Here is a 23,154-nt window from a genome sequence, read left to right on the forward strand (position 1 = left end):
GTATTGCACAGTCCGGATCACGGTGCGACAGATCGCAGCATCACCGGTGTATCGGCACGCTGGAGGTCACGCAGGAACTGTGACATCGCCGGTGAGAGAACCGAATCGACACGGCGGACGAACACCGTTTCGGCTCTGGCCTGCGCACCGGGAAGACGGTGCAGGCGAAGTGCGGTGGACCGCGTCGAGGCGGTGACGACACCAGCAGGGAGCAGTGCGACGCCCATCCCCGCCGCGACGCAGCCGAGGATGCCTTCGATGCTGCCGAACTCCAGGACGTGTGGATCGGCGACCCCGTGATCCCGAAGGATCTGATGCAGCCGGTCTCGATAGGCGCATCCGTTGCGGAAGACGAGCATCCGGCGAGACGCATCGAGGGCCTCTCGCATGTCGTTATGACGCTGCGCGGTGATCAACACGAGTTCTTCGACGAAGACCGGATCTACCGTGAGGGCATCGTGTTCGACTGGGCCACAGACGAAAGCGCCGTCGAGTCGATGGTCGATGACCATATCGTTCAACTCAGCGCTGGTTCCTGTGATGAGAGTCAGGTCCACTCGGGGGCACGAGGCGGTATAGGCCGCCAGGACGTCGGGCAGACGGAGGCCTGCGGTGGTTTCCATCGCCCCGATCGCGAGAGACCCGGTGGGCTCGGCCTCGTTGCCGACCACTTGTGAGGCCTCCCGCATGAGCGCCGTCATCCGTTCCGCGTACGGCAGGAATGCCTCACCCGCATTGGTCAGGGTGACGCCGCGAGCGTGCCGTCGAAACAGCTCGACGCCGAGTTCATCCTCCAACGACTTGATGCGGGTGCTGACATTCGATTGCACGGTATGCAGCTTCTTCGATGCATGCGAGATACCGCCGGCCTCAGCGACCGCCAAGAAGAAGATGACGTCACTCAGCTCCATGATGTCCATGCTGCCAGGGATCCATCATCATCAGTTCACCGCAGCCGGTACGGCGAGTTCACCGGTGACGTACTGAGCAACGCCGAAACCGAATGACCAATCCTGCGGCCCGTTTTCGTTGATGCCTGCGAAGAAGTCGGCGCCGTCGACCCCCACAGCGGCAAGCTTGTCGGCAACTGTGGCGAAGAGACGCTGCTTGGTTTCCGTCGAGCGGCCGGTTTGGGTGAAGATCTGCACCATCACCACGCGGGGTGACCGTTGGAACCCCAATCCCGCATCCTCGGCGATGATCTCCGCGGGGTCGTGGGCGGTGATGATCTGAAATCGATCGCGCACAGGAATTTTCAACACCTCGACCAATGCCTCGTGTATTGCGTCGGCGATTGCACGCCGCTCTTCGGTTGACCGGTCCGCGGTCAGATCGATACGCACCAATGGCATGAGTTGGCTCCTTTGTTTCAGAGTTGGGGACGTTGGAGGATGGTGGCTGCCTCGGCGACCATGGAGTGCACGATGTCGGCGGCGCTCTCGATTCGCCGTATCCGACCGATCCCCTCGCCGATGATCAGATTCGCGGTGGCGTAGTCCTCGGCGTTGACCGCCGCCTCGTAATCGGCGTGAGCTTCGGCGCGATGTCGGGTGAGCTCGGCTTCGTGGCCATGCCACTTGTCGACGAAGTCGTTGTGCAGTACTCGGCCGCTGTAGCCGCTCGGCCACTTCTTTTCGCGCACAATGTCGTAGACGTGCTGACGGATCGTGTCATCTCCACTGGCCAGCAGACCGCGCCGTTGCGCGGCCGCAGGGATCGCCGCCTCCTGCGCAGCCCAGAATCGGGTTCCAACCAATACGCCATCGGCCCCGAGAGCGAGCGCAGCCGCCAGACCTCGGCCGTCCGTGACTCCCCCGGCGGCGAGCACCAAGACGTCGGGTGCGGTGCCGGCGACCATATCGGCAATCTCCGGCACCAAGGTGAAGGTCGAGCGTTGCCCGGCACCGTGACCACCGGCCTCTCCGCCCTGGGCGGCGATGACATCGGCACCAACCTCGATGGCGCGGGCGGCTTGCTCAAGATTGTGGACCTGGCAGATCAACGGCACGTCGGCGGCGCGGATACGCGGCGCGTACGGTGCGGGATCTCCGAAGGACAGGAAGATTGCCGCGGGCCGCTGATCGAGCACGTAGTCCAGCACGTGTTCCTTGCCTGCCAGGTTCCAGGTGATGAATCCGCATCCCAACGGAGCCGAGACCTGCTCGAACTGTCGACTAATCCATGCCTCGTCGACATATCCGCCGCCGAGCAAGCCGAGACCGCCCGCGGCACCGACCGCACCCGCCAAACGCGCATCTGCGACATCGTCCATCGGTGCGAGCACCACCGGATGCTCAATGCCAAGGCGGCGGGTTAGGCGCGTTTCCAGGTTCACGTGTTCACCGTATGCCGATGAGAAACCGCAGTTAAATCGGTTTCTAGCGATATGAGCATTCTGTTTTTCAGAATGCTCATATATAGAGCCCCCATCAAGCGAGAAGGTGCGACGGACCCGTGACGGCGGGTATTAATCGCTGTTTCAGTTTGAAGTAATCACTTCTATCGTCTTTCGCTATCAGTGCGCGCAGTCATACCGTGACGGGATGAAGCCGATTAATCGACGCACCATGCTCGGCGGCGTCGGCGTGGCGGGGGTCGCGGCCGCCGCTGGTGCCGGTGCGGATCGGGCGCTCTTCTCCCCGCGCTCCCACGACAACCAGAAGGAAGAGATCGTGACCGACGACGCCGCCCGGTTCGGGGATCCACGCATCCCCGCCGAACTGAATACCGCACAGCCACACATGTTTCACCTCGGCGCACTGGCACCGACCACCTTCGACGGTGGCGATCTGCGCCAAGCTCATGAGGGCAACTTCCCCATCCTCACCGGACAGCAGGCCAGCATCGTCATGGTGACCCTGCAACCGGGTGGAATTCGAGAACCGCACTGGCATCCCAGCGCCTGGGAGATCAACATCATCACCAGCGGCGTCGCGAAGTGGACGCTGCTGGACCCGGAGGGACACGCCGAAACCTTCGACGCCCGTGTCGGCGATGTCGTCTTCGCACCACAGGGATCACTGCACTACTTCGAGAACAAGGGCACCGAAGACCTCAAGCTGCTGATCGTATTCAACGCCAGCACCGCAGAAGGTAAGGACGACATCGGGATTGGCGCCTCGATCAGCAAGCTCCCACCCGATGTGTTGGCCGCGGTGTTCGGAGTGCCGACGGAGACCTTCTCCACGTTCAAGAAGATCGACGAGTCCATCACCATCCTGCGCAGACCGAGGACGTAAGGCACCATGCGAAGGCGATGGGGACGTCCCTTTTCAAGATCGACTGACGCTAGCGTTACTTCCCGGGTAACCGTCGGTGCGGGTTCTGGAGGAGAAGGTGTCTACATCCCGCGTATCGCGCAGCGGTTCCCGTCGCCGCGGTGTGGCGTTAAGAACCCGGCGGGCTTTGGTGCTGAGCCATCGCTGGGTGGGTCTTATCTGCGGGCTCCTGGTGGTGATCGTCAGCACCAGCGGTGCCCTCCTCGTGTACCAGCCGGAGCTGGTTCGCATATTGCACCCCGAGATGTTCCACACCACACCCACCGCGGAACCGGCTGGGTTCGCGCAGGCGATCGCCGAAGTACAGTCCCGCTTTCCCGAAATCCAGATTGCGAGTGCTTCTCTCAAAGACGGCGTGTACCTGCTGAGCGCCTCGTCCGGCACGCACGACACCTTCTTCGTCGATGCGGGGACCGGCCTTTTCAACGGGAGAGTTGATCTCGGCGCCGGCATGCTGGGGTTCCTGGTGAACATGCACGATTGCGGGTTCACCTGTGATGACTACAGCGGCTACTTGCCATTCCTGGACCAGCCGACCCCGCTGGCGCATCTGAGCGTGTTCTCGGGATTGTCCTGGGGATCGGCGCTGCTGGCATTCGCAGCTCTCATCCTGCTACTGCTGGTGATGCCAGCGCCATTCATCTGGTGGAAGGCGATCCGCAAGCTGCGCAACGCTTTGCGTGTCCGGTGGGCCTTCGGGCGGTTCGCCCGTGATTTCGATCTCCATGCCCTCATCGGCATCACCGCGACCGTACCGCTGCTGCTTTGGGGGCTGACCGGGCTGCAGTTCGAGATCCCAGGACTCACCAACCTCTGGTACTCGATGACCGGTGGCCGGGCCTACGAGCCCGTCTTGAACGCCCCCGAAGGGGAGCACGGTGATCAGGAGGTCAGTGTGGAGCGTGCAGCGGCCGCCGCCGCAAGCAACTTCCCCGGGGCCGAGGTGACCTGGATAGGCATGCCGGACGACGATAATCCGTTCTACACCGTCGACCTGCTCGACCGTGACGGACCAGACCTACGGGCACACAGCCCCAATTACCATGGGAACCGTTCGGTGAGCGTAGACGCCCACGATGCCGGACACGTGCAGGTCCTTCGCGGAAAGCCTCCGACTGCGTCCAATACCCTCGCTGACGAATGGGCCGGGCCTGCTGCCCATTTCGGCCTTGCAGTCAACGGCTACTGGCGCGCATTTTGGTTCATCCTAGGAATGACTCCACTGCTGCTTGCCCTCACCGGCTTCAGCACCTGGCACTGGCGGCGCCGAGCCCGGCTACGTGCCCGTGTCAGGGCGATGCAGATTCCCGGCGCGGACGAGCGAGAACCCTTGTCGGCCACCAGAACCACGTCCCCAGAAGCCTGACGAGCGACGGCACGATGAACGAGCGCACGATCAGCGTGTCGAGCAACAGGCCGATGCACACCGTGGTGCCCACCTGGCCGATGGTTCGCAGATCGCTCGACAGCATGGCCAACATGGTGAAGGCGAAAACCAAACCCGCGGAGGTCACCACGCCACCGGTGCTTCCCAGCGCCCGAATCAGCCCCGTGTTCAACCCGGCGTGCGTCTCCTCCTTGAGGCGAGCGATCAACAGCAGGTTGTAGTCCGAGCCGACCGCTACCAGGATGATGAACGTCAGCGGCAGGATCAGCCAGTGCAGCGGCAGACCGACGATGTGCTGCCAGATGAGCACCGAAAGGCCGAACGCCCCCGCGAACGAGAATGCCACCGTGCCGATAATGACGAAGGGGGCCACCAGACTTCGCGTGATGACCATCATAATCAAGAAGATCAATGTGAAGGCTGCAATCGCGGCGATGAGCAGATCGGACGCCGAGTATTGCTTGATGTCCTTGTTGTTCGACCCGGCGCCACCGATGTAGACCTTGGAGCCTGCTAGCGAGGTCTCCTTCAATGCCGTCGTGACGGCATCGGGGAAATCGTCGACGTGCTCAATGCCTTCCGGGCCCATGGCATTTCCCGTGTGGGTGACGATGAACCGGGCAGCCTTGCCATCCGGCGACATCATCAGCGTCATACCGGTTTTGATGTCCTCGTTGTCGAAGGCCTCGTGTGGAATATAGAAGAAGTCGTCACTGCGGGATTTGTCGAAGTCATTACCCACGTTGATCATGTCGTCGAAGGTCTGGTCCGTGGCGGTGGCCTGCAGATTCGTCTGCCCGTACGTATTGACGATGAGGGCCTGCAAGGCCTCCTGGTCGTTGGCCGTGAGCGTCAGTAGCGACACCATCTGAGGCAACAGTTTGTCGACGGCTTCGAGGGAGCCCACCGCATCCTTGATGTCGGCCGCCAGTTTGTCGATGCTATCGAGCATGTCGAACAACGATCTAAAGGACAAGCACACGGGGATATCGAAACAGTGTGGCTCCCAATAGAAATAGTTGCGCAGGGGACGCATGAAGTCGTCGAGGTTCGAGACCTTCTCGTTCATGTCTTGGGTGACCTGCTGCATGTCTTCCATCGTCACGACGGTGTTGTGCATTTCGTCCGCCAGTTTTTGCGTCAGGTCGACGGTTTGCCGCAGCACCGCGACGGAATGCGCCATGATCTGGGCTTGTTTATCGGTGTTGGCGTTCTGCGCCTTGGTGAACGGGAGCTGTTGACCGTTCCCACTTCCCTGCGTTGTGAACAGGTAAGGCAGAGAGGCATGTTCGAGTGCGCGCCCCATGGGCCGGGTAATGCTCTGCACCATCGCGACACCGGGAAGCCGGACAAGGCCTTTCGCGACCCGGTCCAGGGAGATGAAATCGGCCGAGTTGCGCATATCGTGATCCGACTCAACCATGAGCATCTCGGTGAACAGCTTGCTCGGCGGGAAGTGCCGGTCTGCGGCCGCAAAACCTTCCTTCGCCGGAGCGTCCGCCGGCTGGTAGGCGCGATCGTCATAGTTCACTTGGTAAGTCGGCACAAAAACCGCCCCGACCAGAACAGCCGCGGTGCTTGCCACCAGGATCGGCTTGGGCCAGCGCACCACGCTCGCCCCGATGCGCCGATACAGACGTGCCTTGGCCTTCTGCTTGGGGTCAAAGAGCCCGAATAGGCTGCCCAGGCTCAACATGGCCGGTCCGAGCGTCAGTGCTGCCGCGATGGTCAAGAGCATGCCGATGGCGACAGCCGGACCCATGGTGTGGAAGTAGTTGAGCCGGGCGAAACTTAGGCACAGACCCGCCCCCGCGATCGTCAGGCCTGAGCCGATGATCACGTGGGAGACGCCACGGTAGGCCGCGTAGTACGCCTCCTCTCGACTCAACCCCGCGTTCCGCGCCTCGTGATAGCGCCCCAGCAAGAAGATGCCGTAGTCCGTCCCCGCACCAAGCGTCAGCGAAATGACGATGTTGACGGCGAACGAGGACAGCTCGATGTACCCAAAGTGCCCGAGGGTGGCGACAACTCCCCTTGCAACCAGCATTTCGACCAGAACTCCGAACAACGGCACCAGCATCGTGGTGACGGAGCGGTACACCATCAGCAACATGAAGATGATGAGGAAGATCGTGACGATCGTGATGTTGTTGAGGCTCGAGTTAGCGACGCTCAGCGTGTCCGAGGCGAGCGGAGCCGCGCCGCTGACGTAGACCTTGAGTCCGGCCGGTGGCGTGTCCTTGTCGATCAGGTCGCGCACCGCATCAACGGAGCGGTTGGCCTGCATCTGGCCGATATCACCCGCCAATCGCAACAAGACAAACGCGGACTTGCCATCGAGGCTCTGCGCCCCGGCCGCAGTGATGGGCTTCCCCCAGGTGTCCATCACGTATTGCACGTGTTCGGTGTCGTTCTTCAGCCTGCGCACCAGATCGTCGTAGTACTGGTGATCGGCATCGCCGAGGGGCCGGTCGGCTTCCAACACGAGCATGGTCAAGCTGGTGGACGTCGACTCTTGGAACTTCTCACCGATCTGCAGCATCGCCCGCTGCGACGGGGCATAGTGCGGAATCATCGGCCCCGCGAGCTCCGTGGCGACATCTTCCACGTGCGGCACAAACGTATTCGTCGTCACCGCGACAATGGCCCAGAACACGATGATGGGTACAGCCAGGATGCGGACCATCCGAGCGACGAACGGTCGCTTCACCCGGTGCTCGCTCATGCCGACTTCACCCTGCACATAACGTTCGCATCCTGATGATCATCCGACCGCTCGTCGCGGACAACGTCGTTCACTCGTATCCGGCAACCGATCTGACCCCCGTGCACCTGCGCGGAGATGCTGCCCGACACCACGGTGAGAGTCGTCGTCTCCGTGTGAGACCAGGGGAGCGCGGTCAGGTCAACCTGGTGTGGGTGACCGTCGATATCGACATAGCTCAACATCCCGCCGTTCCCGACCGAGCCGAATATCTCGTACGTGAGCGTCTTGGGCGTGAACTCCGGCGGTGCCTGCGGTGGGTTGACGGTGATCACGGGTCCAGGAGCGGACAGCTGGTGAACCTTCAACATCGAGCCCCCCGCCACACCGAGCGCGATGACGGCGACCAAGGGCATCCAGGCTCGTGCCAGGACCGTCCTGCCAACCGAACGTGGGCTCACCCAACCACCTTTCCGCACCTCACATCCCGCGCATGTCAATGAAACTGACATTCGTACGGTCGGAAATGCTATCAGCACAACCTGGGAATGCGCGGACCAACATTTACCGCATCCAGAGTCCGTCAGATGGGCCTCATGACGCGCTCGGCAGACGCCCCTTCAGCCTTCTCATCCTGAGTACCTGCGCCGTAATGTTGATGGACGAGATCATCGGGATCACCCCGAGAAACGTTCGCTCGGAGGGGGTGGCGCCGTGTAGTTGTTCGAGGCTGCCGAGCACGTAGAAGCAGCCGAGGCTGAAGATGGTGGCCGGGATGGAGAACGCCCACAACGACCCCCGATCGGCAATTGCCTGCCGCGCAAAGCGGAGCTCGTCCGCCGACATCTGCTCGCGTTTGCGCACCTTTTTCAGGATGAATGGGTAACCACCCACCCTGTCCGCCAGCGGTGACGACGCTTGGGTCCGCAGGCGCGTGGTGTACACGAACATGCACGTGGCGAAGGCCAGCAGGGCCACGAAGGCGAAAACCGCCAGGTACCCGAAGAGGTGCCAGTTATGCCCCAAGAAGTTCCAGTTCATCGCGCCGTCCCTTTGCCTCACTGTCGAGCAATCTCCCTGGAGATACTCGGGGTTTCCCGGGATCAAGTCAAGGTTCCTGACACTGCCAGAGCACATCTGGTTAGCCGGTCCCGCTTGTGCTGTACTAGCGAGATGGTCGAGTCTGGCGGGCTCAACGAGGTGGTCGACGCGACGATCGAACAGTCCTTACTCGGAGGACCGCGCCGGTACACCCGCGCGCAAGTGGCTGAGCTGTCCGGGGTCTCTGTGGAACGCGCCCGGAAACTCTGGGTGGCGCTGGGCTTTACGGCGGCCGCGACCGATGACGAGGTTGCCTTCACCGACGCCGACATCGCCGCGGTGCGCACCTTCGCGTCGCTGGGTCCGGTGACGGAGGCGGACGAAAAAAGCCAGATCGCCGCCGCCCGTACTCTCGGTCAGGCCATGGCGCGATTGGCCGAATGGCAGGCGGATTTGATCACTCGTGAGATCGAAGGCCGTATCACGGCCGGGGGTGGCGACTCCACGCCCGAGCTCAACGTCAACGCCGTCGCGCGAACCATCGACACGCTTACGGAGTTGCAGGAGTATGCGTGGCAGCGACATTTGGCGGCATCTCTCGTTCGTTCCATTGAATCCGGTAGCACCACAAGGCAATTACTCGTCGGATTTGCCGATATGGTCGGCTACACACGCCTGTCCCGCCACCTCGAATCCACTGAGCTGACCAACCTTCTGGAGGCGTTCGAGACTGCCCTCACCGAAGCCATCACCACGCACGGCGGCTGGGTGATCAAGAACGTCGGCGACGAGGTCATGTTCGCCGCCGCGAGTGTGGACGAGGGCGCACGTATCGCCTTGTCTATGAATACCGCGATTGCTAAAGCGGCACAAACGATTCCGGACATGCCTCAAATCCGCGTAGGTCTGGCATATGGGGAGGTCTTGACCCGCTTCGGCGACCTCTACGGAACCGTGGTCAACGTCGCCGCGCGACTGACCGGCGTCGCTCGCCCAGGTACGGTACTTCTCGACGACGGCGCCGCCGCGGCATTGACCAGCCACCGCGAGTTCACTCTCCGCCACCTGCGCGGAGTGCGGGTCAAGGGGTTCTCGCGGCTGGGTTCGCACGTATTGCGACCGCCAAAGCACTGACAGGTACGAGCACGCGCCGAAGTGCGGCTGGAAAGTCCTAGCCCCTAACGCATTCGTGGATTCAAATTTGAGTAACGGCGGATGCAGAATTTCGGAGCGGGAATTTGTACACCAGGTTCATTTCGCACGCCTTTTGTGAACCTCTAAATTCATCCCGCTTGTCACAAATTTGAGCGATTTATTCGCTGCACATACGTGCCCGCATACACGACAAGAAGCGCGTATTGAATACGTTTCCGTTACGGTTCCGTCTCACCGGGACGAGCGCCCAGCACTACCGAGATGCGCCCTCTGACATGCCTGTTAGCATAACCAGTGCTTAACATCTGATCACCGCCGTGCGCCTATTAGATCACGGGAGTAGTTCATTTTTCGCATCAACTTCATAACCAACCTGAACGTCAGCTGGACGCCATTTTAGGAGCGTTATAAAGTTCAGTCAGAGAATTTCATCAGCGTGATTTACACGCATAAGCTAGGGAGTCGGGTCGGTGGCGGTCATCTCTGATCGATTGGCTATTCAGGTAATTGCCAGCGCTGGTTTATGCGCGGCCGCCGTAGCATTGGCGCCCGCCGCAGTCGCAGACTCATTCGCCGGTGCGCACTACGCCGTCGAAGACGGCACCGGCGGCTCCGGTAAGGGTGCGCTGATCGGCGCTCCCGCCGCCGGAGTGGCACCCGTAGCCGGCGTGCCGATTCTGCCGGGACCTGTCGCGGCACCCGCCGCTCCCATTGTTCCGGCCGCTCCCATTGTGCCGGCCGCTCCCATTGTGCCGGCAGCACCTGTAGTTCCGGCGGCACCCGTAGTACCTGCCGCAGCACCCCTGGATGGGGCGGTGGCCGCAGGGCCTGTGCTTGCCGGTAAGGGCGCGCCCGTCGGTTCTACGGTTCCGGGTGCTCCGGTACCGGGTGTCCCGACTCCGGCCGGCCCGCAAGGCTAATCGTCGCCGAATCCAATTCTTCGATGATGCCGAGGCTGCCGACAGCAGCCTCGGCATCATTGCTACTCGGCCTTTCCGCGGCTCCATCACGCGACTGCACATAAGGCCCTAAGGCATCCCCTACGTTCCAAACATTCTGCGCTACTACGGATTTCAAACGAATATGCTACTACTCCTGCACGACCACCGGATCGCCGACATTGACGTTGTTGAAGTACCACTCGGCGGCCGCCGGAGTCAGGCTGATGCAGCCGTGGCTGACATTCTCGTAGCCCATCGCCGGCACGGCCCAGGGAGCCGAGTGCACGAAAAGGCCGCGGCTGGTGAAGCGGACGGCGTTCTCCACGTCGATCTTGTAGCCGTCGGCAGCGGTGACGGGAATGCCGACGCTACTGGAATCCATCAGCACTGAACGCTCCTTCCCCAGAACCGAGTAGGTGCCGACAGGGGTCGGATACTCCGGCCGCCCCATAGAGGCCGGAAAGACACCCTCCTCGCCCATACGAGGAAGATGGTGCGGCGCAGGTAATCCCGTCGTTCCCTCGGATGGTCGCCTCCACACTCCCTCGTAGGACACGGTGAAAGTGTGCCGCGAGATGCTCGCGATACCGATGAGGGCCGGGCCCGTCGAGATCTCCGCGGGCTTGCCACCCACCATCAGTCTCACCGTGCTGTGCGACGGCCAGAACCGGTCTGGAATCCATTGCACGGCATTGTTGTCGAGCCATTCGTACGTGCCCGTCATGGCCGGCGTGGATGTGATCCCCAGGGCGCGCTCGGCGGCCTGGCGGTTGGCGATGGGTCCGTTGAATGTCACCACCACCGGATGCGCGATACCCACCGGCTTGCCCGGTGCGGGCGTAATCGACCTGACATCCAGATCGAGCGGCAGGCTGACAGCCGTAGTGTCGATGCCGGTAGTACGCCCTGCCAGCGTCACGGCGACCACGGACACCGCGACAACCATGTGAAGAACTGCCCTCATCGACCCGACCCCTCTGGGATGACCACTTCGTCATGAATGATGTGATCGTAAGGACGCATCAACACCCGAAGTAGCGGGCGCGCTTGCCGTTTCGGTCACGCATTCCCCACGGTTTGGTAACAAAAAAGTCAGCGAATCGGGCCCGCTAACTGGTCTCGGGCTCACCCAAAATTGTCGTACTTCCGGCGGCGCTTCCGGGCGAGATGAGAGCCGTCAGCAGCGGCACCGTCAGCGCAACAATCTCGTCGTCGCTGGCGGCCGCCAGATCGGGCAGACGCAGGAGATAGCGCTGACTGGCGATCCCCATCAACATGGCGCTCAACAGCGCCGCTCGCAGCCGCGCGTCAGGCTCGTCAATGGTGGCCGCCACCGAACTCACCGCATGGTCGGTGACCTGTTCGCGCAACAGTTCCAACGCATCCTCGCTGGTCATGCTGTTGCGGAGCAGAACCGCCATCGGGCCGTTCGGCTCTGCGGCCCATCCCGAAAGCAGCCCTCGGAGGTAGTTCTCAGCCGTTTCCGCCGGGTCCGTCACCGTCAGCTCCGCCACCGGGATCGTCCAGTGGACGGCCTCGCGGAAGAGGTTGCTCTTGGTCCCGAAGTACTGGATGACCGACGACTTGTCTACGTCGGCCGCGGCCGCGATACCCCTAATGGTGGCCTTCTCGTACCCGACCTCGGCGAACACCCGCCGGGCGGCCGACAGGATTCGTTGTCGCGTCCGCTGTCCCTTGCGTTCGGGTGCTGGTGAAGGCATGTGGACATCCTCGCAGGAATAAAAGTAGACAAGCGTTGAGTTATTGTGTCAATAGTACCGACGAGAAGGGACGAACAGATGACGCACGTGATCGACTGGGATGGCGCCTACCGGGAAGAAGACAAGCCCGCATGGAACATCGGTGAGCCGCAACCCGAATACGCCGCACTCATCGACCAAGCCGGGGTCGTGCGCGGCGAAGTGCTGGATGCCGGCTGCGGATACGCCGAACTGGCACTCGCGCTGGCCGCACGTGGACACACCGTCGTCGGGATCGACCTGACACCCACCGCGGTCGAGGCCGCCACGGCCGCCGCCGCCGAACGCGGTTTGCCCACCGCCACGTTTCAGCAGGCCGACATCAGCTCGTTCACCGGCCATGACGGTCGTTTCTCCACCATCTTCGACAGCGGCCTATTGCATGCGCTGCCCGCGGAGCTGCGGGACGGATACCTGCAATCGGTACATCGCGCGGCGGCACCGGGCGCCTCGTTCTACATCCTGGCCTTCGGTACCGGTGCGTTCCCGGACCACGCCGGGCCAGCACCCACTCAGTTCACCGAAGACCAACTGCGCGAAGTGGTCTCGAAGCACTGGCGGGTCGAGGACATCCGCCCCGCACGTCTGCAGGCGGGAGCCGGCCCGGCGAGCGTGCAGTTGCCCGGACATCTCGTGATCGCCCACAAGGCCTGAGGGACCCGGTCATGGCCTTCACCCCAGGTGAACAAGAATTCCTGCGCCAACAGCCCATCGGTCGCCTGTGCACAATAGGCCCCGATGGTGATCCACAGATCAGGCCGGTGGGCGTGCACCTCGGCCCAGGCGAGGGGTCGATCGATATCGTTGGTCACGCACTCGCGTCAACGCAAAAGTGGCGCAACGTGATCAACAACCCACGGGTGGCGTTCATCGTGGACGAGGTGACCTCTGTGACGCCGCCCCGGGCGCGGGGCGTGGAGATCCGGGGAACGGCCGAGGTGCTGCCGGGTCAGGGCAGCACAGATGGCGGGCTGAGCGGTGACGTCATCCGCATCACGCCCCACCGGATCATCTCGTGGGGAATCGATCATCCGGAGACGCGCGCCAGAACGGTCTGACGGATACGCGGGGTATTCCGTTGCCGGTTAAGCCGTCTCGCGGTTCGATATCTCGATTGCCCCGGCCGGGCACACTCCGGCGGCCGCGACTGCCGCATCCCGGTGTGCCTCCGCTAGCTCGGCGGGACCGGCACCGCCGCCGGCGAGTTGGGCCACTCCGTCGGCGTCCACGGAGAACAGCTCCGGATTCGAACGGACACAGTACTCCGAGGACATGCACATATCCTGGTCAATTGAGATGAGAGTCATTGGTGCGCACAGATTTTCGTCATATCCGGGTGATCGTCACCGGGAGCCCGCCCTTGATGACGGTCGAGAAGGCGAACCTGTGCTCCGGATTCCATCCGACGGGGGCGCTCAGCCGGTAGCGCTGAAAGATGATCGACAGCAGGAACTGTGCATTCATGTACGCCATACCGGTGCCCACACAGTGATGTGGACCTGACCCGAATGGCATGAAGGCGAGCCGTGGCCGCGACCGCGCCCGCGCAGGGTCTGCGAATCGCCTGGGGTCGTATCGGTCCGCATCGTCACCCCACCACCGAGGGTCGCGGTGTACGACATACAGCGAGGTGGCCACGAAGGTGCCCCGCGGTATGCCGTATCCCCCGATCTCGTCCTCCTGCATGGCAAATCGCCAGTTCAACGGTGCACCCTGGAGGCGTTGCCCCTCGTCGAAACAGGCTTTGAGCCAGCTCAGATTCGGCAGATCGGCCACACCCGGGGGCGCACCCTTCAACGCATCGACTTCGCCGTACACGCGTTCGAGATGTTCCGGGTTACGCAGCAGCAGGGCCAGTGTCCAGGACAGTGCCGCAACGATCGTCTCGTATCCACCCGCGATGAGAACGATGAGCTCGGCAATCAGGTCTCGTTCACTGAGCGCCGAGTCATCGTCATAGCGCGCCTCCAACAGGATGCTCAACAAGTCCGGCTTGTCGACGGGGTTCTCCCTGCGACGCCGGATAATTCGCTTCATCTGCATCACCAGACGGAGCAGAGAACGCGGCGCACTCTCGACTCCGGGGAAGGGGATCAGATTGGGCGGCGGGCTCAGCAGCAGATAGGTGGCGCCGAGGCGCATCGTGGCGCGTATGTCCGTATCAATCTGCTCGATCTCTTCGTCCGATATCGAGGTGGAGAACATCGTGCGGAGAAAGGTCGGGAGCGTCACCCGAGCGATCTGGTGCTGCAGGTCGACATACTGACCGGTTCCGGCCCACACCGACCAGCGATCGATCCTGCTGACGAACTCCTCGACGAGCGTGTCGGCGACCCGCGACAGGTGGCGGCGACCGAACATCGGCAACAGCATCCGACGGCGTTCTTTGGACGCTTCGCCCTCCAAAGTCGGTACCGACCGGCCGATCTGCCGAAACAGCCCTTGCGTGGTTCCGAACATGCTGTAGTTCCCGGTGGTGCTGTCCATGAAGTACGAAACATCATCCGGGTGACTGACCACAACCAGGTCATGCAGCGGTAGTGGCACGCGAAACACGTCCCCATACTTCGCGGCACTGGTTCGCAGGAACTCATATGGGTTGCGGTAGTACGGAATCCACGACCCGATGACGGGCAGCCCCTTCGGTCCCGGTGGTATCGGGCCGGGACGTCCAGAGCCGTTGACGATGCTCGACGCCACACGCAGCGGGCGTCGAGTCGGCCAGAACGGGTCTTCGCGCAATGCACCAAGAACACTGCGCCGGGCCGTCGCCCACCGGCCAACCTCATCGCTGTCGACGTCAAGCCGGCCTGCCTCCTGCTCGTCTCCAAACGTGCTCGTCATCGGCTGCGCCATCGTGTGCCTCCGTTGTCTGCGACAGATCTGCCCGCCGCTACTCGATAGAGCGTTGATGCGACTCTTGACTATCTAAAGTCTCAAATGAGACTATCACCAATAGAAGGTCGCATGCGACTTTTCCCATTGGTTCATCTCACAGAGCACCTCAAAGCGCCACGGAGGCGTTATTGTCGCCGACTTCAGGAGAGAAACATGCAGTTCCAGCACCCGCCGATCCCCATCGAGATGACCGCAAATGTCGCGGCATCGTGGGGATTTCTCGCGTTCACCGTGGTCTCGTTCGTCGCAACGTTCGCGTGGGCGGTGCGACTGGGCGTTCGCTCCAAGGACTGGCTGCCGCTGATCCTGATGACCGGCGGCGCCCTGTGCGGATTCCTGGAACCCTTCGGCGACATCCTCGGTGCGACGTTCTACCCGTTGAACACTCCGCTCTTAGTGTTCGAACTATTCGGACGACACATCCCGCTATACGTCTTCGTCGGCGAATCCATGTTCTTCGCGACCGCCGTCTACTACGCCTACCGGTTCTTGGTCACCGGGCTGGGTGTGGCGCGCCTGTTGGTCATCATCGTGGTCTTCAGCCTCTTCGATGCCGCTATGGAGATGACCGCCATCCACTTTGACGTGATGACCTACTACGGCGACAATCCCACGCTGGTGCTCGGACTACCCCTGTACGTGCTGATCCAGAACGGGGCACTCGCCGTCGTCGGCGGATGGGCCGTGCTGATCGCGATGCCGCATCTCGCGGGAAGGCAACGACTGCTGCTTATCCCCTTGGTCCCCATCGCATTTGGTCTCCAGGCATTCATTGCCACCTGGCCGATGTACCTGGCGCTCAACACCGGCGCATCCCGTTCCACGCTTCTCCTGTTGGGGATCGCCGTCACCATCACCAACGCCGCGCTACCGCTTCTGTGCATCTATTCGCGATCGGCTCGGCAGCACCGGATCACCTCGACGACCCACGAGACTCCCGTTACAGCCGCGCAGGCTCAGTCGGTATCGCGGTGAGCACCCAGCGCGGGTCCGACTAATCGGAGAAACACCTGTTGGAACTCGACGGTATCTTCCACGTCCATGCTCGAATCCGGCACCAGCGCATACGCGATGGCCAGATGACAGACGATGTCGGCGAGGTGAATCGCATCGATCGGCAGCGCGGATCCCGGTTCGGAGGTGACGAGGACGGTCGCAACGAGCGCACGCGCCAAATCCATGGCACCCAGCTCGCTCGACCTCGAAAAGTTCACCAGCCGTTGCGGATCGTCCGCCACCAGTCGGCGAAAGGCCGGGTTCACACGCGAGAACTGGATAGCGTGGGTAAGCAGCTCTGCGATGGCAGCGGCGGGACCGACACCCTCATCGATGGCTGCGAGCGTGCCCAGCACGAACTTTCGGAGTTCGCGCAGGATCACTCTGTTGACGACAACGTTCTTCGTTCCGAATCGCCGGAAGACGGTGGCGCGACTGACCTCCGAATGCGCGGCAATCGCGCGCATGGTCACACCCTGCTCGCCGTCGCGGCCAATCAATTCAGCAGCGGCATCGAGGACGCGAGCATCGACCGGATCGTCCATCTCTGTAAGCAATAGAGAGACGATCTGGTGATCAAATCTGTCTAAGAGCGACAGCGTCCGGCTCCTTACCGACCCGCGTTGCGGGCCAGATCGATCGCGAACTGGTTCACGAAGGCGCCAGCCCGAGGATCCCCGCGGTCGCAGCTCCCGTCCGATTCACCGGGGCGCTTGACCCACAGGTAGGCGTCGACGTTCGGGCTCGCGGTGGCCGTGGTGGGCGGGGTACCCAGCGCCCGGCCGCTGGGATTGCACCAGTAGAGCTGGTCGTTGGTCGGTCCGGCGCCGTTACGCGAGGTATCGATCACGTAATGCGCGCCGTTCGTCATCCCCGAAATCGCATCGCCGTAACCGATTTCCTCGTCGGTGGTGAAGAAGTTCGCGGTATTGAGACTGAACCCTCGGGCCTTGCCCACGCCGACGTCGTTGAGCCTGGCAGCCATGGTGTCGGCGCTTGCCCAGCGCGAGTGGCCACCGTCGACGTAAAGCGCAGTGGCCGGATTGCGGGTCAGCGTGTCGACGGCGTAGCGCATCAATTCGAAGCGTTCCTGGCGTTGGCCGGCTGACAGACAATCGGCCATCGCAAGCGCGTCGGGTTCGAGGATGATCACCGCCGGACCGGAACCCACGGCGGATGCAACGCCGTCGATCCACCCTCGATACGCATCACCCGATCCGAACCCGCCGGCGGCGAAACTGCCGCAGTCGCGGTGCGGGATTGCGTACAGAGCCAGCACCGGCGTAGCACCGGAGGCCTGGGCCGCACTGATGTACTTCGCGTCCACACCGGGAGTCGACACGTTGTCCATCCAGTACGCCTGCGGCGTGTTGGCGATGGTCGTCAGTTCGGGGCTCTGTGGCGCACCCTGCGCGGCGCGCATGGCCGCCGAGTTCGGGTTGACGTAGAACCCCTGACCGTCCAGCGGGTTATCCGCCTTGGCCACCGGGCCGACAAAGAGACCCATGCACGCAACGACCAGGAAGGGGACGATCCGCCGCCCGACTGCACCGACAGCTGAAGAAATCACCTCAGAAAAGTAGCGGCTGCACGCCATGATCGCCAGCCACCCCATGACGCACCCCAAAAATCACACCCCGCCCGCCGCTATGCGCCCAAAGGCGGGCAACTCTCCTGCGGCTACCTGTCCATTGTGTGTGGCGGGTCATCCACTTCCTGCTGGCTCTCACAAGCACCCAAAGCATTGACGAGCACGCAGCTATCTCCGCCGTCCTGCTGACTGGGCGGGTCCTGCTCGCAATCACCGAAGACGTTGACCCTCTCGCAGCTCGCGCGATTTTCGTGCGTCGTATACATATCGGGAATCGAGACTTGGTAGGCACCTGCGATTGCTACAACAAAGGCCACTGCAACGGCGCCTCGAATATTGGCTGTCATAGCGCGCCCTCCCTTCTTCCTACGGGCACAACCTCTGACCACGGCTTCTCAGCAGTTACTGGCGGCGGAGGCGGCGGTGAGTATCCGCCTAATTTCCGCCTCTCAAATGCTTAAAAGCACGCATTTCACTTTACAACCGCATGCCTCTGCGGAATGTAAGTCGGACATATCGATCGAAGTGACTATCGCCGCCTTTGAAAATGGTCGTCATCGTCTCCCACGTGAACCACATGCGGGGGACGAGGGGATGGACGTTGAGATACCCGGACTACGACCTCCGCGCGCTACTGTGCTTTCGTCGGCATCAGCGAACAGACCGATAGAAAAGTTGAGTACACCCATGACTGCACCCGCAGAAGCGTCGGCACTCGAGGCGCGCGTCGGCCACTACTACCAGATGGACGGCCCCTATCTGGTCGGCCGTGAGAAGGTGCGCGAGTACGCCCGTGCGGTGCAGGACTATCACCCCGTGCACTGGGATGCCGCCGCAGCAGCAGAGTTGGGCTACTCGGGTCTGGTGGCGCCACTGACGTTCACGTCGACCCCGGCCATGGCCTGCAATCGCCGCATGTTCGAGTCCGTGGTCGTCGGTTACGACACCTACCTGCAGACCGAAGAAGTCTTCGAGCAGCACCGCCCGATCGTGGCCGGTGACGAACTGCACATCGATGTCGAACTGACATCCGTGCGCAGGATGGCCGGCAGAGACCTCATCACGGTGACCAACACGTTCACCGACACCGCTGGCGAACGGGTGCACACCCTGCACACCACCGTCGTCGGCGTCACCGCCGACGACATCAATCCGGGGACGATGGCGGCCGTGCAGAGGGCCATGATGCACGACGTGGACTTCTCCGGTATCGGCTTATCCGAGGCCGACTACCAGAAGACGGTGCGCCCCGAGGGCGAGTTCCGGATCGCCGAGGACACGACCCGCAAACCGGGTACGCCGTCCTTCGACGAGGTGAAGGTCGGCGACGAATTACCGGTGCACCACACACGGCTGTCTCGCGGCGATCTGGTGAACTACGCCGGCGTGGCAGGCGATGCCAACCCGATTCACTGGGACGAGGAAATCGCCAAGCTGGCCGGTCTGCCCGATGTGATCGCCCACGGAATGCTCACCATGGGTTTGGGTGCCGGATTCGCCTCCGCATGGTCGGGCGACCCCGGTGCGGTTACCCGTTACGCGGCGCGGCTATCCGCGCCGGCGATCGTGTCGGCCGCCGAGGGCGCGGATATCGAGTTCAGCGGCAAGATCAAGTCGCTGGATCCGGAGACCCGCACCGGTGTCATCGTGGTCGCGGCGAAGTCCAGTGGGAAGAAGATCTTCGGCCTGGCGACGTTGAACGTCCGCTTCAGCTGACGTCGCGGCCTAGCCGACGCCGGTCACGAGGACCCGTTCCGTGATGATGCTGCGGTCATCTCGGTTCGGACCAGCATGGCGAGGGTCATCTCATCGCCGCGGTCTGTCACGACGGACCGGCTCCGTCTGCGCGACCGTCGGCTAGCTCCGGAGTGGGTTCTGACGAGGTGCTCTCGAAAATCACCGTATCGTTAGCCAAAATGCCTGGTGGCGCCATAAACCTGGCGCTTGGCGTGCAGATAGCATTCTCGCCACGGATACTCGGCACTATGGCCGAGATTGCGGAACTTGCACCGATCGGCGCGGTTACCCGAACGCAGGTAGGCCGTGAGGCCACCGAGCCGATGCGTGAAGACATTCGACTACTGGGATCGATCCTGGGGCGCACCATACGTGAGCAGTCCGGCGACGAGGTGTTCGAACTCGTCGAGCGGGCTCGCGTGGAGTCATTCAAGGTACGCCGATCAGAGATCGAACGCGCCGAGCTGGCAAAGCTGTTCGACGGCATCGATATCCACAAGGCCATCCCGGTCGTGCGGGCCTTCACCCATTTCGCGCTGTTGGCCAATGTCGCAGAAGACATTCATCGGGAGCGCCGACGGGCGGTTCACGTCGCCGCCGACGCTGCACCGCAGAACAGTACGCTCGCTGCCACCTACCTCAAACTCGATGCAGCACAGCTAGATTCATATTCTGTCGCGAACCTGCTCGCCGGCGCCCTGGTATCCCCGGTGATCACCGCGCACCCGACGGAGACCCGCCGGCGTACCGTGTTCGAAACACAGCATCGGGTGACCGAGCTCATGCGGCTCCGGATGCACGGATTGTCTCAAACCGAAACCGGTCGCGACATCGAGAGCGAGCTCAGCCGACACATCCTCACGCTGTGGCAGACAGCCCTGATTCGGTTGTCCCGATTGAAGATTCAAGATGAGATCGCTGTGGGTCTTCGGTACTACCCGGCGGCGTTCTTCGAGGTAATACCGAGTATCAATGCCGAGGTCCGGACGGCGTTACATCATCGCTGGCCGGACGCTCAATTGCTCGCCGAGCCGATTCTGCGACCCGGCTCGTGGATCGGCGGCGACCGGGACGGAAATCCGAACGTGACCGCCGAGGTGGTGCACCTGGCGACGAGCAGTGCCGCACGAACGGCGATCTCCTACTACTTCGAACAGTTGGTGGCGCTGGAACAGGAGCTCTCTCTATCGGCCCGACTGGTCACCGTCTCTGACGACCTGACCGCGTTAGCCGAACAGGGCGGAGAGACCGCCCGAGCCGATGAGCCCTATCGCCGCGCTCTGCGCACGATTCATGCGCGGCTCACCGCGACGGCTGCCCAGATCCTTGACGATATGCCGGAGCATGATCTGGACCTGGGCCTTAGTCCATATCTCACGCCGCACGAACTCCTTGATGACCTTGACGTCGTCGACGCTTCGTTGCGGGCGCACGGCAGCGTGGTGTTGGCCGACGATCGTCTGCGCGGGTTTCGAGAAGCAGTGCATGTCTTCGGGTTTCATCTCAGCGGACTGGATATGCGGCAGAACTCCGATATCCATGAAGAAGTGGTGGCCGAACTACTGTCGTGGGCCGGCGTTCATGCCGACTATCGCTCGCTGCCCGAATCGGAACGTATCGAGGTGCTGGTCGCCGAGCTGCGCACTCGCCGCCCGCTGGTCGGCGAGGGTGCGGAGCTCTCCGAGCTAGCCCGCAAGGAACTCGACATCGTCTCCGCCGCCGCGCGGGCCGTCCAGACCTATGGCCCAGGAGCGGTCCCCAACTACATCATCTCGATGTGTCAATCGGTTTCGGATATGTTGGAAGCGGCGATACTGCTCAAAGAGGCGGGCCTACTGGATGCGTCATGTCCGCAGCCGAGGTGCCCAGTGGGCATTGTGCCGCTGTTCGAGACCATTGATGATCTGCAGCGCGGGTCAACGATTCTCGAAGCCGCACTGGAACTTCCGTTGTATCGCGCACTGGTCTCCTCCCGCGGTGAGCGCCAAGAGGTGATGCTCGGTTACTCCGATTCCAACAAGGACGGCGGCTACCTGGCCGCCAACTGGGCGCTCTACCGTGCCGAATTGGATCTGGTGGAGTCGGCGCGCAAGACCGGTATTCGTCTGCGACTCTTCCACGGTCGGGGCGGAACTGTGGGCCGCGGCGGCGGTCCGAGCTACGACGCGATCCTGGCTCAGCCACCGGGAGCGGTATCAGGATCGCTTCGTATCACCGAACAGGGCGAGGTGATCGCGGCCAAGTACGCCGAACCGCGAACTGCGCATCGCAACTTGGAGACACTGCTGGCGGCGACCTTGGAGTCGACGCTGCTCGACGTCGAGGGTCTAGGCGAGGCAGCTACCACGGCCTACGAGATACTCGACGATCTGGCCGCTCGGGCACAGCGCGCCTATGGCGAGCTCGTGCACGAAACACCCGGCTTCGTAGAGTATTTCAAGGCTTCGACGCCCGTCAGCGAGATCGGGGCGCTCAATATCGGCAGTCGGCCCACCTCACGCAAGCCCACGACCTCGATCGCCGACCTGCGCGCCATCCCGTGGGTGTTGGCCTGGAGCCAGTCGCGGGTCATGCTGCCCGGCTGGTACGGCACCGGGTCGGCCTTCGAGCAGTGGATCGGGGAGGGTGACGGGCGGCTGGAGGTATTGCAGCGGCTCTACATTCAGTGGCCGTTCTTCCGAACGGTGCTGTCCAACATGGCCCAGGTGTTGGCCAAGTCCGACATGGGGTTGGCCGCGCGCTATGCCGAACTCGTCGATGACGAGGCCCTACGGCATCGAGTTTTCGACAAGATCGTGGCCGAACACAACAGAACCATCGCCATGCATCAACTGATCACCGGACATGACGATCTGCTTGCCGACAACCCGGCGCTGGCACGTTCGGTGTTCAACCGCTTTCCCTACCTTGAGCCACTCAATCACCTTCAGGTTGAGCTGCTTCGGCGATACCGCTCCGGCGACCAGGCCGAGTTGGTTCAGCGCGGCATACTGCTCACGATGAGCGGTCTGGCCTCCGCGCTGCGGAACAGCGGATAGGTCTCTGTCACAGCGGACAACTGTTGCCTCTGGCAGTTTCGTTGAAGATGTCGCAGAGAGATCCGTTCGATAACTTCCACACTCCGCCCCGCTCGACCCAGTCCAATGGGCGACGCTGAGAACCCATGCCCATAACCGACATCTTCAGTTGCGAGGTGAGGTGATCGCCTGCGAACGTTGGATTTTCGACCTGCAACGACACCATCGAACGGTGTTCGGCAATCGGCCCCCCAATCGAATTTGCCACTGGAAGCGCCGCATCGCCGCCTTCAAGATACGAGGCACGTTGCGCACTGCTGGCGTTGTTATCGAAGATCACCGACAACTGTTTGGTCAACTGGTCAGGCGATGGGAGGGCGGCCGGCTCAGCGTGCGCGTCACCCGCTCCTAGGACTGCCGCTGCAATTAGTGCTCCAGTTACAACGACCTCAACACAGGTCGCACTCCAACTATGCTGCCCAACAGATACATTCGATAAGATCACCCCATCATAATCAACTAGCACGCGGTACTTTTCTACTCGTCTTTGGAAGTTCGCAAGCACCACCGGACCGGCCCGCAAAGTGTCGCTGACATGTAGGAACTCGTCCAGATGTGTTGCCACATCAGGTCGACACTGAGGAAAGCT

The 23,154-nt window shown here is 62.3% G+C and carries 23 protein-coding genes; 9 read left to right on the top strand and 14 right to left on the bottom strand.

What is annotated here, in order from left to right:
- Positions 1-17 precede the first annotated feature (17 nt).
- The 3 genes from AB0H22_RS21480 to AB0H22_RS21490 are packed head-to-tail and all read right to left on the bottom strand — an operon-like array spanning position 18 to position 2,386.
- Complete coding sequence (locus AB0H22_RS21480) at positions 18-911, bottom strand: LysR family transcriptional regulator (RefSeq protein ID WP_180749496.1); 894 nt, start codon at positions 909-911, stop codon at positions 18-20.
- A 30-nt stretch (positions 912-941) separates the two neighbouring features.
- Positions 942-1,352: a tautomerase family protein gene (locus AB0H22_RS21485; RefSeq protein WP_180749497.1), complete on the bottom strand. Its 411-nt coding sequence runs from the start codon at positions 1,350-1,352 to the stop codon at positions 942-944.
- A 17-nt stretch (positions 1,353-1,369) separates the two neighbouring features.
- A complete protein-coding gene (locus tag AB0H22_RS21490) occupies positions 1,370-2,386 on the bottom strand; it encodes a nitronate monooxygenase (protein ID WP_358149028.1) in 1,017 nt (338 codons plus the stop codon).
- Between the two features lie 157 nt (positions 2,387-2,543).
- Here AB0H22_RS21490 and AB0H22_RS21495 point away from each other — a divergent pair, with 157 nt between their 5' ends.
- Entirely contained in the window at positions 2,544-3,239 is a 696-nt protein-coding gene (locus AB0H22_RS21495; RefSeq protein ID WP_180749499.1) for a cupin domain-containing protein, read from the top strand.
- A gap of 142 nt (positions 3,240-3,381) precedes the next feature.
- A complete protein-coding gene (locus tag AB0H22_RS21500; protein WP_358149030.1) occupies positions 3,382-4,644 on the top strand; it encodes a PepSY-associated TM helix domain-containing protein in 1,263 nt (420 codons plus the stop codon).
- On the opposite strand, the gene AB0H22_RS21505 is transcribed toward AB0H22_RS21500, so the two are convergent.
- From AB0H22_RS21505 to AB0H22_RS21515, 3 genes are all read right to left on the bottom strand, one after another.
- Positions 4,568-7,351 (bottom strand): RND family transporter, encoded by a 2,784-nt coding sequence (locus AB0H22_RS21505; RefSeq protein ID WP_180749811.1) that lies wholly within the window; start codon positions 7,349-7,351, stop codon positions 4,568-4,570. The two genes, AB0H22_RS21500 and AB0H22_RS21505, sit on opposite strands and share 77 nt — an antisense overlap.
- 35 nt (positions 7,352-7,386) lie before the next feature.
- A complete protein-coding gene (locus tag AB0H22_RS21510) occupies positions 7,387-7,785 on the bottom strand; it encodes an MmpS family transport accessory protein (protein WP_180749813.1) in 399 nt (132 codons plus the stop codon).
- 178 nt (positions 7,786-7,963) lie between these two features.
- Entirely contained in the window at positions 7,964-8,410 is a 447-nt protein-coding gene (locus AB0H22_RS21515) for a hypothetical protein (protein WP_358149034.1), read from the bottom strand.
- Positions 8,411-8,542: 132 nt separating this feature from the next.
- Here AB0H22_RS21515 and AB0H22_RS21520 point away from each other — a divergent pair, with 132 nt between their 5' ends.
- The gene (locus AB0H22_RS21520; RefSeq protein WP_358148833.1) at positions 8,543-9,544 is read left to right on the top strand and encodes an adenylate/guanylate cyclase domain-containing protein; all 1,002 of its coding nucleotides are present in this window, start codon (positions 8,543-8,545) and stop codon (positions 9,542-9,544) included.
- A gap of 491 nt (positions 9,545-10,035) precedes the next feature.
- Positions 10,036-10,485: a hypothetical protein gene (locus AB0H22_RS21525; RefSeq protein ID WP_358148835.1), complete on the top strand. Its 450-nt coding sequence runs from the start codon at positions 10,036-10,038 to the stop codon at positions 10,483-10,485.
- Positions 10,486-10,654: 169 nt separating this feature from the next.
- On the opposite strand, the gene AB0H22_RS21530 is transcribed toward AB0H22_RS21525, so the two are convergent.
- Complete coding sequence (locus tag AB0H22_RS21530; RefSeq protein WP_358149036.1) at positions 10,655-11,452, bottom strand: L,D-transpeptidase; 798 nt, start codon at positions 11,450-11,452, stop codon at positions 10,655-10,657.
- A gap of 163 nt (positions 11,453-11,615) precedes the next feature.
- Complete coding sequence (locus AB0H22_RS21535; RefSeq protein ID WP_180749502.1) at positions 11,616-12,227, bottom strand: TetR family transcriptional regulator; 612 nt, start codon at positions 12,225-12,227, stop codon at positions 11,616-11,618.
- A 78-nt stretch (positions 12,228-12,305) separates the two neighbouring features.
- On the opposite strand from AB0H22_RS21535, the gene AB0H22_RS21540 reads away from it, so the two are divergent.
- Positions 12,306-12,920, top strand: coding sequence for a class I SAM-dependent methyltransferase (locus AB0H22_RS21540; RefSeq protein ID WP_358148837.1), 615 nt, complete (start codon positions 12,306-12,308; stop codon positions 12,918-12,920).
- 11 nt (positions 12,921-12,931) lie between these two features.
- A complete protein-coding gene (locus AB0H22_RS21545) occupies positions 12,932-13,324 on the top strand; it encodes a PPOX class F420-dependent oxidoreductase (protein WP_180749504.1) in 393 nt (130 codons plus the stop codon).
- 27 nt (positions 13,325-13,351) lie between these two features.
- Here AB0H22_RS21545 and AB0H22_RS21550 read toward each other — a convergent pair whose 3' ends face one another.
- The gene (locus AB0H22_RS21550) at positions 13,352-13,573 is read right to left on the bottom strand and encodes a ferredoxin (RefSeq protein ID WP_180749505.1); all 222 of its coding nucleotides are present in this window, start codon (positions 13,571-13,573) and stop codon (positions 13,352-13,354) included.
- 19 nt (positions 13,574-13,592) lie between these two features.
- Entirely contained in the window at positions 13,593-15,110 is a 1,518-nt protein-coding gene (locus AB0H22_RS21555; RefSeq protein ID WP_358148840.1) for a cytochrome P450, read from the bottom strand.
- A 207-nt stretch (positions 15,111-15,317) separates the two neighbouring features.
- Between AB0H22_RS21555 and AB0H22_RS21560 the strand changes: the two genes are divergently transcribed.
- Complete coding sequence (locus AB0H22_RS21560; protein ID WP_255485639.1) at positions 15,318-16,139, top strand: hypothetical protein; 822 nt, start codon at positions 15,318-15,320, stop codon at positions 16,137-16,139.
- Here AB0H22_RS21560 and AB0H22_RS21565 read toward each other — a convergent pair.
- From AB0H22_RS21565 to AB0H22_RS21575, 3 genes are all read right to left on the bottom strand, one after another.
- Positions 16,121-16,705 (bottom strand): helix-turn-helix domain-containing protein, encoded by a 585-nt coding sequence (locus tag AB0H22_RS21565; protein WP_358148843.1) that lies wholly within the window; start codon positions 16,703-16,705, stop codon positions 16,121-16,123. The genes AB0H22_RS21560 and AB0H22_RS21565 overlap by 19 nt on opposite strands.
- A gap of 65 nt (positions 16,706-16,770) precedes the next feature.
- Positions 16,771-17,730, bottom strand: coding sequence for a glycoside hydrolase family 6 protein (locus AB0H22_RS21570; protein WP_358148845.1), 960 nt, complete (start codon positions 17,728-17,730; stop codon positions 16,771-16,773).
- Positions 17,731-17,840: 110 nt separating this feature from the next.
- On the bottom strand, positions 17,841-18,098 hold the full coding sequence (locus AB0H22_RS21575; RefSeq protein WP_358149061.1) for a hypothetical protein: 258 nt from the start codon (positions 18,096-18,098) through the stop codon (positions 17,841-17,843).
- 340 nt (positions 18,099-18,438) lie between these two features.
- On the opposite strand from AB0H22_RS21575, the gene AB0H22_RS21580 reads away from it, so the two are divergent.
- Positions 18,439-19,467 carry a fused (3R)-hydroxyacyl-ACP dehydratase subunits HadA/HadB gene (locus AB0H22_RS21580; protein WP_358148847.1) on the top strand — a complete coding sequence of 343 codons (1,029 nt, stop codon included), beginning with the start codon at positions 18,439-18,441 and terminating at the stop codon, positions 19,465-19,467.
- A gap of 269 nt (positions 19,468-19,736) precedes the next feature.
- A complete protein-coding gene (gene ppc, locus AB0H22_RS21585) occupies positions 19,737-22,526 on the top strand; it encodes a phosphoenolpyruvate carboxylase (RefSeq protein WP_358148849.1) in 2,790 nt (929 codons plus the stop codon).
- Positions 22,527-22,533: 7 nt separating this feature from the next.
- Here the strand turns inward: ppc and AB0H22_RS21590 are convergent, their stop codons facing one another.
- Positions 22,534-23,130, bottom strand: coding sequence for a hypothetical protein (locus tag AB0H22_RS21590; RefSeq protein ID WP_358148851.1), 597 nt, complete (start codon positions 23,128-23,130; stop codon positions 22,534-22,536).
- Positions 23,131-23,154: the final 24 nt, after the last annotated feature.

Origin of the sequence: Mycobacterium sp. NPDC050853 (assembly GCF_040653875.1) — a bacterium.
Classification (GTDB): domain Bacteria; phylum Actinomycetota; class Actinomycetes; order Mycobacteriales; family Mycobacteriaceae; genus Mycobacterium.

Coding starts and splice junctions, on each gene's coding strand:
- AB0H22_RS21495 (WP_180749499.1), top strand. CDS start 2,544: ATGAAGCCGATTAATCGACGCACCATGCTCGGCGGCGTCGGCGTGGCG.
- AB0H22_RS21505 (WP_180749811.1), bottom strand. CDS start 7,351: ATGGTCCGCATCCTGGCTGTACCCATCATCGTGTTCTGGGCCATTGTC.
- AB0H22_RS21485 (WP_180749497.1), bottom strand. CDS start 1,352: ATGCCATTGGTGCGTATCGATCTGACCGCGGACCGGTCAACCGAAGAG.
- AB0H22_RS21535 (WP_180749502.1), bottom strand. CDS start 12,227: ATGCCTTCACCAGCACCCGAACGCAAGGGACAGCGGACGCGACAACGA.
- AB0H22_RS21550 (WP_180749505.1), bottom strand. CDS start 13,573: ATGACTCTCATCTCAATTGACCAGGATATGTGCATGTCCTCGGAGTAC.
- AB0H22_RS21580 (WP_358148847.1), top strand. CDS start 18,439: ATGACTGCACCCGCAGAAGCGTCGGCACTCGAGGCGCGCGTCGGCCAC.
- AB0H22_RS21560 (WP_255485639.1), top strand. CDS start 15,318: ATGCAGTTCCAGCACCCGCCGATCCCCATCGAGATGACCGCAAATGTC.
- AB0H22_RS21555 (WP_358148840.1), bottom strand. CDS start 15,110: ATGACGAGCACGTTTGGAGACGAGCAGGAGGCAGGCCGGCTTGACGTC.
- AB0H22_RS21480 (WP_180749496.1), bottom strand. CDS start 911: ATGGAGCTGAGTGACGTCATCTTCTTCTTGGCGGTCGCTGAGGCCGGC.
- AB0H22_RS21530 (WP_358149036.1), bottom strand. CDS start 11,452: ATGGTTGTCGCGGTGTCCGTGGTCGCCGTGACGCTGGCAGGGCGTACT.
- AB0H22_RS21520 (WP_358148833.1), top strand. CDS start 8,543: ATGGTCGAGTCTGGCGGGCTCAACGAGGTGGTCGACGCGACGATCGAA.
- AB0H22_RS21575 (WP_358149061.1), bottom strand. CDS start 18,098: ATGACAGCCAATATTCGAGGCGCCGTTGCAGTGGCCTTTGTTGTAGCA.
- AB0H22_RS21565 (WP_358148843.1), bottom strand. CDS start 16,705: ATGGACGATCCGGTCGATGCTCGCGTCCTCGATGCCGCTGCTGAATTG.
- ppc (WP_358148849.1), top strand. CDS start 19,737: ATGGCCGAGATTGCGGAACTTGCACCGATCGGCGCGGTTACCCGAACG.
- AB0H22_RS21515 (WP_358149034.1), bottom strand. CDS start 8,410: ATGAACTGGAACTTCTTGGGGCATAACTGGCACCTCTTCGGGTACCTG.
- AB0H22_RS21540 (WP_358148837.1), top strand. CDS start 12,306: ATGACGCACGTGATCGACTGGGATGGCGCCTACCGGGAAGAAGACAAG.
- AB0H22_RS21545 (WP_180749504.1), top strand. CDS start 12,932: ATGGCCTTCACCCCAGGTGAACAAGAATTCCTGCGCCAACAGCCCATC.
- AB0H22_RS21510 (WP_180749813.1), bottom strand. CDS start 7,785: ATGCCCTTGGTCGCCGTCATCGCGCTCGGTGTGGCGGGGGGCTCGATG.